Origin of the sequence: Streptomyces sp. CB01373 (assembly GCF_002803075.1) — a bacterium.
Taxonomy (GTDB): Bacteria; Actinomycetota; Actinomycetes; order Streptomycetales; family Streptomycetaceae; genus Streptomyces.
The window spans coordinates 295,409-308,038 of record NZ_NNBK01000012.1 but is presented as its reverse complement, the minus strand read 5'-3'; the positions used below and the strand labels follow the sequence as shown (position 1 = coordinate 308,038).

Here is a 12,630-nt window from a genome sequence, read left to right as displayed (position 1 = left end):
GCCCGCGGGGACGGTCAGCCCTGGGCGGCGGCGGTCCTGGTGGCGTACATGCCCCAGTGCTGCGGGGTCAGGGCCAGGTCCTGCAGGCTGCTCTGGACGAACATCCGCTCCCAGCCGCCGCCGCCCTTCTCCGCCGGGATCCACTGCTTGGTGAACACCTCGCGCGCGGCCGGCATGGTGCGCGCCCGAAGGCCCATCAGGTTGTAGTAGGAGCTCAGCTTCCGCAGGTGGATGAACCAGTGGATCCGGTCGGACAGGCCGAACGCCTCCTCGTAGAGGAAGATGGTCGCCTCGCCGCCCAGCGAGGCGTTCCAGCTCTCGGTCAGCGCGCGGGCGAACTCCCGTCCCTCGGCCCGGAACTCGTACTTCAGCTCGCCGGTGCGGTGCATGATGATGCCGGAGTTCGCGGAGTGCAGCAGCTCATCGGGCTTCTGCGAGGTCTGGTGCTCCGCGGTCGGCACCACGAAGCGGTCCACACCATCGTCGTCGACCACCGAGGACAGCTCGGTGTCGGCCGTGCCGTACATCCCGAAGCTCTGCGGGATCAGCACCGTCTCCTTCAGGCCGCCGTCCAGGAACATCCGGTCCCACGAGCCTCCGCCGCGCTCCTCCGGGATGCGGTTGCGGAACATCACCTCGCGCCAGCCCTCGTCCTGGGAGCCCATCCTGACGAGGGTCTCGTACGCCTCCAGGGAGCGCATGTGCAGAAGCCAGTGCAGGGTGTCCTTGGTCCCGAAGGTCTCCTCGTAGACGAAGGTGGTCGCCACGCCGACGTACCGGGTGTTCAGGTACTCGGAGAGCTCACGGGCGAACTGCCTGCCCTCCGAGCGGAATTCGGCCCGCAGCTGTCCGACGCGCTCGACCACGACACCGGCGTTCGCCGAGTGCAGGATATCCGCGACCGGAAGGGACGTCTGCTGCTGCGCGACCGGAGTGGAGAATTCGGAATCGGCCTTCTCGGTCATGAAAGGACTCCTTGGTGAATGGTTCGAATCGCTGCTTCTCGCGACACAATTAGGTCATTTCTCCGGAGAACTGCGCAGCTCACTATTGAGCAGGCCGGGAATTTATCGACCCAGCGAGGAGAAACGGCCTCGGAGGACCTGGGCCGCGCCGGCCATCAATGCCTCGGCGACGGCGTCGACATGGCGGTTGCGCCAGTCGGCGAGGGCGGTCCCGGCGGCGAAGCGGTTGAACGCACCGATCGCCGGGCCGGTGTGGATCTGGTAGTTGACGCGCTCGGCCGGGTCGCCGCGCATCGCCATCCGGGTGCTGTGCACGAAGTACCAGCGGAACACCAGCGCCATCCGGTGCCTGGGGTCCTGCTCGGCCCGCTCGACCTCCTGCGGGCGGCCGGCCCGCAGGTAGTACTCGCGGGTCTCCTTCCAGACCTGCTCGAGGTCGCGGCGGAACCAGCCGTCCTCGATCGTCCGCCGCAGCTTGGCGTCGATCGCCTCCAGGCCGTCGTACTGCCGGTACGCCTGGTACAGCTTGTTGGCGCGCGCCGCGAACAGCGTGCCGCGCCGCAGCACCTGCACCCGCGCCCCGATCTCGAACATGTCGCCGGCCGGCGCGTACCCGGTGTCCTGGACGTCGGCCTGCGCCAGCAGGTCCTTCACCGCGTCGGACGTCCCGGCCTGCGGGGTGCACTGGTTGACCGAGCCGGTGACCACGAAGTCCGCGCCCAGCACGAACGCCGCCGCCAGGCTCTCCGGCGCGCCCAGGCCGCCGGCCGCGCCGACCCGTATGCCGTCCGGGTAGCCGCGCTCGGCCACGATCCGGTCCCGCAGGCCCGTCATCGCGGGCATCAGGGTGTAGGCCACCGCGGCGTCGGTGTGCCCGCCCGAGTCGGCCTCCGCGCACACCTCCCCCGCCAGCGGCAGCGCGCGGCCCGCCTCGGCCTCCGCGGCGGTCACCAGCCCGTCGGCGAGCAGCCCCCGTACCAGCGTCTCCGGCGCCGGCTCCATGAACGCCGTCGCCACCTCCGGCCGGGACACCTTGGCCAGCAGCCGGTTTGGAGCCACCGCCCGGCCCGCGCCGTCCCGGTGCGCCCCGCTCAGCCGGTACAGCACCAGCGCCCGGGTCGGCTGGGTGAAGCCTGACGCCTCGACGAACCGCACCCCGTGCCGCAGGAACAGCCGCACGGTGGCCTCCTCCAGCGCCGGGTCGTGCAGCGCGTGCAGCAGGTTCATCCCGAAGCTGCCGTCCGGGCCCAGCTCGGCGCGGAGCGTGGCGATCGCCGCCTCGATCCGCTCAGTCCGCAGCCCGCCGGTCCCGAAGTACCCGAGCAGTCCGGCCCGCACCATCCGGGCCACCAGCTCGGTGGAGGCGATGCCCTTGTACATCGACCCCGCCAGGTACGCGTAGCGCACCCCGTAGTCGGCCCGGAACGCCGCCGAGCCCAGCCGCTCCGGGGTCAGTGTGGTCATACCGTCAGCGGAAGGCCCGGGCACAGGAGTCGCCGAGCCCCCGGCTGCGCCGACCCGGGACGGGGAAGGCGCCAGGCCGGCGGCCGGGGCCGAAGCGGGCGCGGCAGGTGCCGCCCGCCCGGCGGCGGATGCCCCGTCAGCAGCTCCTCCGGCCGCCGCAGGTGCCGAGGCGCTGCCCGCGGCGGGCTGCGGTTCCGGCGCCGGCCCGTTCGCCGCGTCCTTCACCGCCGCGTCCCACAGCCCCGTCAGCACCCGACCCGGGCCCTGCTCGGCGATCCGGTCGACGCCCTGCGCCAGCAAATGGCGCATGCTCTCGGACCAGCGGACCGCGCTGTGCACCTGGGCGGCCAGTAGCCGGCCGACCTCGCCCGGGCGGTAGGGCCGGGCGGTGACGTTGGCGATCACCGGGATACGGGGGTCGCGCAACTCGAAGCCGTCCAGGAAGGCGGCGAACTCGCGGGCGGCGTCGGCCATGTAACGGGAGTGGAAGGCGGCGCTGACCCGCAGCGGGACGCAGCGGCCCGCGCCCGCGGCGGTGACGGCCCCGGCGGCGCGGCGCAGCGACTCGACGGGGCCGGAGAGCACCACCTGCTCGGCGGAGTTGAGGTTGGCCAGGTCGACGTCGTCGACGCCGGCCTCGGCGAGCAGGTCGGCGATCCGGGCGGCGCCGGGGCCGACCACGGCGGTCATCGCGCCGCCGGTGGCCCGGCCCATCAGTTCGCCGCGGCGAGCCACCAGCGCGAGTCCGGTCTCGAAGTCGAAGGCGTCGGCGGCGAGCAGCGCGTTGTACTCGCCGAGGCTGTGCCCGGCCAGGTAGTCGGGGGCGGGTTCGCGGGCCGCGTACTCGCGCCGGGTCAGCTCGTTGACGACGAACAGCGCGGGCTGCAGGTAGCGGGTGTCGGTGAGCCGTTCGGCGGCGTCGCCGAGGCAGAGTTCGCGCACCGAGAAGCCGAGGATCCGGTCGGCGGACGCCATCGCGTCCGGGTAGCGGTCGAACAGGTCGCGGCCCATGCCGCGGCGCTGCGCGCCCTGGCCGGGAAAGAGCCATGCGGTCCGCTGCGTCACGAGCCGCCCTCCCACGGGAAGCGCTGCCGTTCGGCGAAGTCGGCGATCCGGCGGCCGACACCGTCGGAGGACATCAGCCGGGCGAACTCGTCGATCGCGGTGCGCTCGACCTCCGGCGTGATAATCCACATCTTGGCGAAGTACCGCTTCAGGTCGCCGACCGTGGCGCCCTCCACCTTGGTGACCCGGAAGGCGAGTCTGCGCAGCGCCGGCTGGAGCTGGTCGACCAGCTGGTCGACCAGGCCGGACAGCAGTGCGTGATCGGCCGTCACCGGCAGGGTGCTCAGGCTCATCGCGTAGGCCTTCTGGAAGCCGGTGCGGCGGATCAGGAACGGGGCGACGCTGCACGGCAGCAGGCCCCACAACGCCTCGGGCAGGCTGAACGTGGAACGGGGCGTGGCGAGCACGAAGTCGCTGGCGGCGACCAGGCCGACGCCGCCGCCGGCCACCCGGCCGTCGACGGTGGCGACCACCACCCGCGGGGTGAGGGTGAGACGTTTCAGCAGGCCGAGGAACTCGGCGCCGCCCTGCGCCGCCCGCTCCCGGTCGGGGCGGCCCTCGGCGGCCGCCCCGAGCAGGTCCATGCCGGTGCAGAACACGCCGTCACCGCCGCCGGTCAGCACCACCACCCGGCAGTCCGGGTCGGCCTCGGCCGTGTCGAGCGCCGCGTGCAGTTCCCGGATCATGGCGGTGTCGATGCTGTTCTGCGCGTCCGGGCGGTCGAGGGCGACGGTGAGGACGCCCGGCATGCCGGAGAGTCGGATCGTGCGGTGATCCGTGCTCAGGTCCATCTGCTCAGCTCCATCGATAGCGCCGGTGGAAGTTCTCGATCCGGTCCAGCACCAGCTGCTCCCTGCCGTGCAGCGCCGGGTCGTAGACGTCCGCGTACCGCGACACGTCGAGGACCGCGTCCTGCACGCCCGGGGCGCCCTCGGCGGTGTGCTTCGCCAGCCGGTCGTAGTCGGCCACGGCCAGCCGGTGCCGGGCGTCCAGGCGCTCGGCGGTCCGATACTGCGCGAGCAGGGCGGGCGCCCCGGCGCCGACCACCCCGCTGTAGAACTCCGAGGCGCAGCCGGACCCGTACGAGAACAGGCCGACCCGGCGCGGCTCGCGGAAGTCGCCGTGCTCGATCAGTGAGAGCAGGGCGACGAACAGGCCGGCCGCGTAGGTGTTGCCGATCCGGGCCGGGTTGACCAGCGAGGCGGCCATCCGGGTCCGGAAGTCGGCCTCGATGGCGTCCGGGGGCATCCGCTTGACCCGGCGCATCAGGTGCCGGTGGGCGCCCTTGACCATCCCGCCGAACGGGGTGTGAAAGGCCAGGTGGTCGAAGGAATCGACGATGTCGGCCCCTGCGACCGCCTCTCGGTAGTCGGCGAAGGAGCGTTCCAGGCACTCCAGGTAGGCCAGCAGCGAGAGGTCGGAGTCGCCGGCCGCCAGGTCGGGGCGCGGGCGGCAGGTGTCCATCACCTCGTAGCTGTAGAGGCCGGCCGCGCCAGGGTCGAGGTCGAGCACCTCGGGTTCGGGGCCAAGCAGCAGGGCAGCCGCGCCGGCGCCGTGGGACGGCTCCCAGTAGGGCATGCCGACCACCGAGCCACCCGCGTCGGCGGCGATCACCAGCGCACGGGCCCACGGGCGGGGGCTGCCCGCCAGCAGGCCGAGCGCGGTGCGGAGTGCCGCGGTGCCGCCGTAACAGGCGTGTTTGACCTCGAAGGAGCGGCAGCGCCTGCCGAGGCCGAGGTAGTGGTGCACGTAGGTGCTGATCGGCTTGCCGAGGTCCAGGCCGGACTCGGTGCCGACGATCACCGCCTCGATGCTGTCGCGCTGCTCCCCGGTGAGCCGGTCGAGGATCGGCTTGGCCGCGTTCACGGCGTTGGTGACCGGGTCCTCGCACGGCAGGTTGACCGACTTCTGCACCATCATCAGGTTGTCGAAGCGGCCCAGGTCCAGTCCGCGCGCGTAGAACAGCTCCCTGACGTCCAGGGCGGCCCGCCCGACATAGGCGTTGGCCGCCTCAACTCCGACGGCCATGCAGCGGCGCCCAGAGGGTGTCGGTCATCGTGCCGTCGAGCACCGTGCGGGTCCAGCCGCCACCGCCCTTGCTGTCGGCGACGACCTGGGAGGCCATCAAGCGGCGCAGCTCCGGGTCGCTCTCCTGAAGGGCCATCAGCTCGTGGTAGGCATCCGGGGAGGCGAGGTGGATCAGCAGGTGCAGGCGGTCCTGCTGGCCCCACATCTCCTCGTAGAGGAAGGCGGTGGCACGGCCGGCCATCGTCTCGGAGACGTATCCGGCCCAGTCGAACCAGAACTTCCGGGCCTCCTCGCGCAGCGCGTACCGGACCTGGAGACGGCGGTGCACGGTGAGCGGGGCGTTCACGGAGTGCAGCAACTGCTCGGGGTCGAGCCGGGACTGGTAGCGGGCCGGCGGCTGGAAGGTGTCCAGCGGGTGGTCGTCGTCCTCGTCGTGGTGGCTCAGCCCGTGCTGCGGGCAGATGATCGTCTCGGTCATGGAGCCCTCGACGAACATCCGCTCCCAGTTGCCGCCGCCCTTGGTGGGCAGCCGGTCGTCGGCGGACACCTCGGCCCACTTCTGCGAGTGGTCGACCATGTCGAGCATCCGGCGGTAGTCGCTGGGCTCCTTCAGGTGCAGCAGCCAGTGCAGCCGGCTCTGCGTCCCGAACAGCTCCTCGAAGGCGAAAATCGAGACGTAGCCGACCTGGGCGTTGTTGATCAGGTCGACCAGGTCCGCGGAGAAGGACATGCCTTCCTCGCGGAACTCGTTCTTCAGCTGCCCGACCCGGTGGATCAGGAATCCCGCGTCGGCAGAATTCAGCAGTTTGTCCAACGGCACCGTGGTCTGGTGGAACGCCGGCCTGATCGTGGGTTGCGTGCTGGAATTCTCTGCGGCCGTCACGTTGCCCGCCTCCTTTTCCACGGAAATTGACTGCTCATCCCCTACAATCACTACCGGATTACGTTAAGAGCACGCAGCGGATTCCTGCTGCTCAATTCTGCGCAGGGTCGGTCGGCACGGAGGCGCGGTCCGACCAGGCGGCGAGTTCGACGGCCCGCAGGTGCTCCTCGGAGCGGTGCTCGACCTTCGCCATGGTCCAGCGCAGGGTGGGTGCGGCCATCACCGAGGTGAGCAGGGCAACCATCACGACAATCGAGTACATCGCGGGGCTGAGCACGCCGAGCCGCAGGCCGATGGTCGCCACCACCACCTCGACCGCCCCGCGGGCGTTCAGCCCGGCGCCCAGCGCCAGGCCCTCCCAGTGCGTCAGGCGGCCGAGCCGGGCGCCCAGGTAGGCGCCCGCGAACTTGCCGCCGACGGCGAGCAACAGCACCACCGCGGCGGCGGCCAGCGTCCCGGGATCGCCCAGCACCGACAGGTCCACCTTCAGGCCCGCTCCGGCCAGAAAGATCGGGGCGAACACGGAGAGCGTGACGGTCCGCAGCGAGGCCAGCCGCACCGTCGTCTCCCGGGACGGCGAGCTGAGCAGGCAGCCGACCGCGAACGCGCCGAGTGCCGACTCCAGGCCCAGCGACTGGCTGCCGGCCGAGGCCGCCAGGATCGCCACCACAGTGATCGCGATCACCGGCCCGGAGCCCTCAGCCTTCTCGGCCCGCCCCAGCGCCCCGCGCAGCAGCGGCCGGGCGGCAATCACCACGGCCAGGAACAGCAGCAGGTGCCCCACGCTGGAGACGATGTGACCGACCTTCAGGGCGCCCGCCGTCATCGCGGTGACCAGCGACAGGAGGATCCAGGCGACCACGTCCTCGCCGGCCGCCGCGGCCAGCGTCAACTGGCCGATGTCGCGGTGCAGCATGCCCAGGTCGGTCAGCGTCTTGGCGATCACCGGGATCGCGCTGACGCCCATCACCACACCGATCAGCAGCGCGAACGAGGAGCGGTCGGCGTGCGGGCCGAGCAGCCGGCCGGGCAGCAGCAGGCCGGTGGCGACGCCCAGGCCGAGCGGCAGCACCAACGCCGCGGTGCTGACCGACAACACGGTCCGCGGGCGGCGGCGCAGCATCCGCAGGTCCAGGTGCGCGCTGGACACCCCGATGAACAGCAGTACGCCGAATGTGCTGACCGCGTCCAGCAGTTGGGTCTGCGAGGTGTCGGCCGGCCACATCCAGGCGAACGCCGCGGGCGAGACGTGTCCGAGCACCGTCGGACCGAGCACCACACCGCTGAGCAGTTCGCCCACCACGCCCGGCAGACCCAGCCGGCGGGCCAGTTGGCCCATGCTGGAGCCGACACATAGCAGGGCCGCCAACTGCATCAGAAACAGCAGGGCCTGATGCTCGCTCATGTTCGACCTACTCCCTTGGGGCCGGTCTTCCGGAGACCCAAGGGTTGGCATCGCGACGAATGCCCAGCTACTCAGAATTGAGCATCAGAAGTGAGCATCGGCCGGTAACCGGCCCTCGATGTAGTCGCCGAGCCGCTGGTCGTCGACGGCCAGCGAGCCCTGCACCATGCCGACCAGCCCAGTCTCCCGGAAGTGCTTGAGGAACAGCCCGACCCGGGAGCGGGTGGTGCCGACCATCTCGGCGAGCTCCTCCTGGGTGATCCGGGGCCGGATCACCACCAGTCGGCCGCGACGCTTGCCTATCTGCTGGGAGAGCAGCAGCAGTCGGGCCGCCAGGCGGCGCTCGCACTCCAACGTCACCATGTCGACGATGATCTTCTGCTGTTCGATCACCCGCTCACCGAGGTGCCGCACGTACTCCGGCAGCAGCCCCTCCTCGGCAAGCACCGAGAGGAACCGGTCGCCCGGGATCTGACGCAGCGTCGCCGGTTCCAGCGCGACGGCGGTGTCGGAGCGCTCGCTTCCGAGCAGCCCCAGTTCGCCCAGGACGTCGCCCGCCCCGGAGATGGAGAGCAGACATCGCTTGCCGCTCCCGGTGATCATCAGCGTTTTGACCTGACCGGCCTCGATCACGTATATGTGCCGGTCCTGGCCGCCGTCCATGTACACGTGTCCCCGCCGGGGCACCGTCAGGGTCGGGGTGTCGTGCAGCCGCGTGGCGCACAGCGCGCGCAGCTTGGTGCGGAAGCGGACCGAGTCGGTGTCGGCCGGCTCGACGGCACGCCGCAGGGGGACCGCGGTGGCGGTCGGACGGGTCCGGTGGTGCTCCAGTGTTGCCCTCATCTTCAACCTCGAATCGCCTGGAAAACGGCACAGGAGCGTCGTCCCGGCCCGGGCAGCCCGGCCCGGCGGACGCGTCGGGATGGTGTCTGAGATCACCCTTGATGTGCGGATCAGCGAGGTGCGGGGGCAAGCATAGGCCGACACCAATGCCCACGCGCCCCCATTCGACGCAGACATCCCACCGGCCGTGGCGGCACCGCGCCGACTTCACACGATGCTCAATCCAGCGCAGAAATGCCCGGTTAGCCGGTCTAGGTTCGGGGCGCTCGGGCGTACCCGCCGGAACGAGCCGTCCTGCCAAGGAACGGAGACTGCCCCGTGAATGACCGGTCATCACAGCCCGGCGCACCGTCCGGTTCCGAGGACCCGAAGGTCCTGCCGACCGGACCGCGGGTCGACCCCTACGCGCTGTACTCCGACATGCGTGCCGAGGGCGTCGTCCACACCATCCGCGAACCCAACGGCCTCCACCGCCGGCTCGTGCTGCGCTACGCCGAGGCCCGCGACGTCATGAACGACTCCCGCTTCGCCAAGGACCCGGGCCTGGCCTGGGACCAGCTGCGCGACGCCGGCTACGTCAAGGGCGAGCGCGACAACCGCGCCGACTACCTCTACCACCTGGTCAACACCGACCCACCGGACCACACCCGGCTGCGCAAGCTGATCAGCAAGGCGTTCACCAACCGCCGGATGGAGGCGATGCGCCCGCGCGTGCGGGAGATCGCCGAGCAGCTGCTCGACGGCCTCGCCGGGCAGCAGACCGTCGACCTGATCGAGAGCTACGCGCACCCGCTGGCCACCACTGTCATCTGCGAGATCCTCGGCGTGCCGAACGCCGACCGGGAGAACTTCCGGCTCTGGGCCACCGCCATGCTCACCGCCCCGGACGCGGTGGTCGACGGCGCGCTCACCCCGCAGGAGGGCTACGCGGCGATGCAGTCCTTCTTCACCGAGCTGCTGGCCCGCCGCCGCGAGGAACTCAAGGACCTCGCGGAGACCGACGTGGACACCAGCGACCAGCAGCCCGATGTGATCACCGGCTTGATCGTCGCCCGCGACGAGGGCAACCGGCTCACCGAGACCGAGATGGTCTCCACGGCGATGCTGCTGCTCAGCGCCGGCCAGGAGCCGACCGTCAACCTGATCGCCAACGGCACCCTGGCGCTGTTCGACAACCCGGAGCAGTTCGCCCTGCTGCGGGCCAAGCCCGACCTGGTCGCCTCGGCCGTGGAGGAGTTCCTCCGCTACGACCCGCCGGTGGAGCTGTCCACCATGCGGGTCTCCACAGAGGACGTCGAGGTGGCCGGCACCATGATCCCGGCCGGCAGCGTGGTCACCGTCTCCATCGCCTCGACCAGCCGTGACGAGCGGCAGTTCGAGAACCCCGACCAGTTGGACATCACCCGCACCGACAACCCGCACCTGGCTTTCGGCTTCGGTCTGCACCACTGCCTCGGCGCCCCGCTCGCCCGGATCGAGGGTCAGGAAGCGATCGCGGCACTGGTCGACCGCTACCCGAACATCTCGCTCTCCGGCACCCGGGACGACCTGCGCTGGCGCCCCACCCGGATCATGCGCGGGCTGGTCGAGCTGCAGGTCGAGCTCGGCCCGCGGGCCTGACCCGCGCCGGATGGCAGAGCGAGGCCTCCGGCCCGGCACGCGCGAGGCCCACGTATGGACCGCGCGCGTGCCCGACTCGGACCGCGACGCCGCGGTCCGGGCGGGGCTGGCACTGCTCACGCCCGCCGAGCACGACCGGCTGGCCCGCTTCCGCTTCGCCCGGGACCGCGCCCAGTACGCGGTGGGGCACACCCTGCTGCGCGCCGCGCTGACCCGGTGTCACCCCGAAATCCCGCCGCAGCAGTGGGAGTTCCGCACCACCTGGCACGGCCGTCCGGAACTCGCCGGCCGCACCGCGGAGACCGGGCTGAGGTTCAACCTCTCCCACACCCCCGGCGCGGCCGTCTGCGTGGTGACCCGCGGGACCGACTGCGGCATCGACGTCGAGGAGACTGCTCCGCACCGCACCCGCCGGCTGCCCGGAGTGCTCGCCCCCGCCGAGGCCGCCGCGCTCGCCGAGCTGCCCGCCGGCGGGCACGCCGACGCTTTCCTCCGGTACTGGACCCTGAAGGAGGCCTACACCAAGGCCCTCGGCCTAGGCCTCGCTCACCCATTCAGCCGCTGCGACTTCGGCGCGCTGCCCGACACCGGGACGATCACGATGGCCGCCGACGCCACGGGCCAGTGGCAGTTTCACCAGTGGCGGCCGGGAGCCGGCCACATCGCCGCGCTCGCCCTGCGCCGCGGCGCGGGCGCCGCCGGGTTGGTAGTGGTCCACCACGGCGACGCCCCTGCCGGCTCGACTCAGACCTTCGCCACGTAGCGCGCCAGCCGGGTCTCGTGCACCGTCAGCTGGGCCGAACCGCTGTGCACCAGCAGCCCGTCGTCGGAGAACCGCTTCAGGAAGAACCCCACCCGGGAACGCGTGGTCCCAACCATTTCCGAGAGTTCCTCGTGCGTTATCCGCCGTTCCATTCTCAGCTCGGCCCCCTGCCGCCGACCAACCTTCCGAGCGAGATCGAGAAGTGTCACCGCGAGCCGCTGCTCGCAGTTCATGGTCACCATATTGGCGATCAACCGCTGCTGCCAGGACAGCTGTTCCATCAAGTGCAGGGCGAACTCCTCAGCGTTCTCCCGATCCTGCAGAACCGCCGCCACATGCGCCGCCGATAATTTACGCAGGACACTCCGCTTCATCGCCGTCGCGGTCTCCGTACGCATTCCCTGAAGAATTCCCAGCTCACCGAAGAACTCCCTCTCCACGCATATGGAGAGCAGGCATCGCTTACCATCCAGAGAGCCCGAAACGATCTTCACCTGGCCCTCCTCGACCAGGTACAGGCTGTTGTCGGACTGCCCGCTGGAATACACGTTCTCGCCGCGCGCCAGCCGCACCGCCGGGGCCGACCTCCCACTCCCCACCATGCTGTCTCGCAGAGTCTCCCATAAGGGCATGGACGTGGAGACGAACATATACTTCCCCCTAGCATACGGTGGTCGCACCCATCAATCAAGCCGGGTTTGGGCCAACAATGAAGTCGAAAACCCGTTCCACCCTCCCCCAAACAAATTTGCCCCCTACACCCCGGCCAAAAACCTCGCCGCAGATACCTCCGGCCAGCCACCCGACCCGGCCCGATCACCGGCCCGATTCACCGGCCGAAAAGGGAGCCGTATCCGGCCATCGCGCACGACAACACCCTGCTCCAGGCGCTGCGCCACCGCCCGGCAAGCGGCGCAATCGACACCTAGCCGTCGAATATGAGATAGGTCACAATCTCACCGACGGTTTCCCGCGGCGCCCAGTTGGCCGACGCGCTCGCTCTGGACGAGGACGCGGTCCCGGCGGTCGACGTCGCCGACTGTCTGGCCACCTTGCTGGTCACCACTGCTGCCCAACCAGTGTTCGAGGTCTACCCGGGCGGCCTCGAGCGACAGACCGGGGTGCTGCGAGTCGGTCCGGCCGTCGACGCGAGGACCGTGGCGAGCTCGCCGGCTGTGGGGCGTCATGTCCTGACGGACCCGTACGGTCGAGGTTCACGTCGCCTGAAGGCGTCATGCGGTCGCCGAGGCTGCGGATGCTGCGCCCTCGTGTCCTTGCTGTCGGTTCCGCGCGTCCGATGCCGTCGCGCATGTGAGCGCCGAGCGCAACCGCCTGGCCCGAGATGAACGAGACATCCACGGCGCAGCCGTCGAACCACCCTGCATCTGCCCAGCCGCACGGACGGTCCTGGACCGGGTGCACGGTGACGGCGGCACAGACGCCGGACTCACCGCAAGAACCTGGTCGGCCGCCTGGGCAGCGCCATCCGTTGGGCCATGCCGTGGACCGAAGACCTCATCCGCCGGCGCGCCACGCCGGACCCGGACGTCGCCGCAGCCGCCTGGCAGCTCGGCACGGACGGCTGAAGACCGCG

General features: G+C 70.8%; 10 protein-coding genes. 2 read left to right on the top strand and 8 right to left on the bottom strand.

The window, feature by feature from the left end; all coding sequences use genetic code 11:
- Positions 1–14 precede the first annotated feature (14 nt).
- The 7 genes from CG719_RS20905 to CG719_RS20875 form a co-directional block, all read right to left on the bottom strand.
- A complete protein-coding gene (locus CG719_RS20905) occupies positions 15–965 on the bottom strand; it encodes a DUF6039 family protein (protein ID WP_100570190.1) in 951 nt (316 codons plus the stop codon).
- Between the two features lie 102 nt (positions 966–1,067).
- Entirely contained in the window at positions 1,068–3,494 is a 2,427-nt protein-coding gene (gene fabD, locus CG719_RS20900; protein ID WP_234375680.1) for an ACP S-malonyltransferase, read from the bottom strand.
- Entirely contained in the window at positions 3,491–4,285 is a 795-nt protein-coding gene (locus tag CG719_RS20895) for an enoyl-CoA hydratase-related protein (protein WP_100570189.1), read from the bottom strand. Before CG719_RS20895 ends, fabD begins: the two co-directional genes overlap by 4 nt.
- Before the next feature lie 4 nt (positions 4,286–4,289).
- Positions 4,290–5,522: a hydroxymethylglutaryl-CoA synthase family protein gene (locus tag CG719_RS20890; protein WP_100570188.1), complete on the bottom strand. Its 1,233-nt coding sequence runs from the start codon at positions 5,520–5,522 to the stop codon at positions 4,290–4,292.
- Positions 5,506–6,405 (bottom strand): DUF6039 family protein, encoded by a 900-nt coding sequence (locus CG719_RS20885; protein WP_159024920.1) that lies wholly within the window; start codon positions 6,403–6,405, stop codon positions 5,506–5,508. The genes CG719_RS20890 and CG719_RS20885 overlap by 17 nt, the downstream gene beginning before the upstream one ends.
- Positions 6,406–6,496: 91 nt before the next feature.
- A complete protein-coding gene (locus tag CG719_RS20880) occupies positions 6,497–7,810 on the bottom strand; it encodes a cation:proton antiporter (protein WP_100570186.1) in 1,314 nt (437 codons plus the stop codon).
- An 84-nt stretch (positions 7,811–7,894) separates the two neighbouring features.
- Complete coding sequence (locus tag CG719_RS20875; RefSeq protein WP_159024919.1) at positions 7,895–8,653, bottom strand: Crp/Fnr family transcriptional regulator; 759 nt, start codon at positions 8,651–8,653, stop codon at positions 7,895–7,897.
- Positions 8,654–8,971: 318 nt separating this feature from the next.
- Between CG719_RS20875 and CG719_RS20870 the strand changes: the two genes are divergently transcribed.
- Complete coding sequence (locus CG719_RS20870; RefSeq protein ID WP_100570184.1) at positions 8,972–10,273, top strand: cytochrome P450 family protein; 1,302 nt, start codon at positions 8,972–8,974, stop codon at positions 10,271–10,273.
- Positions 10,274–10,340: 67 nt separating this feature from the next.
- Positions 10,341–11,036, top strand: coding sequence for a 4'-phosphopantetheinyl transferase family protein (locus tag CG719_RS20865; RefSeq protein ID WP_159024918.1), 696 nt, complete (start codon positions 10,341–10,343; stop codon positions 11,034–11,036).
- Here the strand turns inward: CG719_RS20865 and CG719_RS20860 are convergent.
- Positions 11,018–11,608, bottom strand: a complete 591-nt coding sequence (locus tag CG719_RS20860; protein WP_159024917.1) for a Crp/Fnr family transcriptional regulator — start codon at positions 11,606–11,608, stop codon at positions 11,018–11,020. The two genes, CG719_RS20865 and CG719_RS20860, sit on opposite strands and share 19 nt — an antisense overlap.
- Positions 11,609–12,630 lie beyond the last annotated feature (1,022 nt).

Bases quoted from the DNA above. Each gene is read 5' to 3' on its own strand.
- CG719_RS20895 (WP_100570189.1), bottom strand. From the start codon at position 4,285: ATGGACCTGAGCACGGATCACCGCACGATCCGACTCTCCGGCATGCCG.
- CG719_RS20890 (WP_100570188.1), bottom strand. From the start codon at position 5,522: ATGGCCGTCGGAGTTGAGGCGGCCAACGCCTATGTCGGGCGGGCCGCC.
- CG719_RS20905 (WP_100570190.1), bottom strand. From the start codon at position 965: ATGACCGAGAAGGCCGATTCCGAATTCTCCACTCCGGTCGCGCAGCAG.
- CG719_RS20880 (WP_100570186.1), bottom strand. From the start codon at position 7,810: ATGAGCGAGCATCAGGCCCTGCTGTTTCTGATGCAGTTGGCGGCCCTG.
- CG719_RS20875 (WP_159024919.1), bottom strand. From the start codon at position 8,653: ATGAGGGCAACACTGGAGCACCACCGGACCCGTCCGACCGCCACCGCG.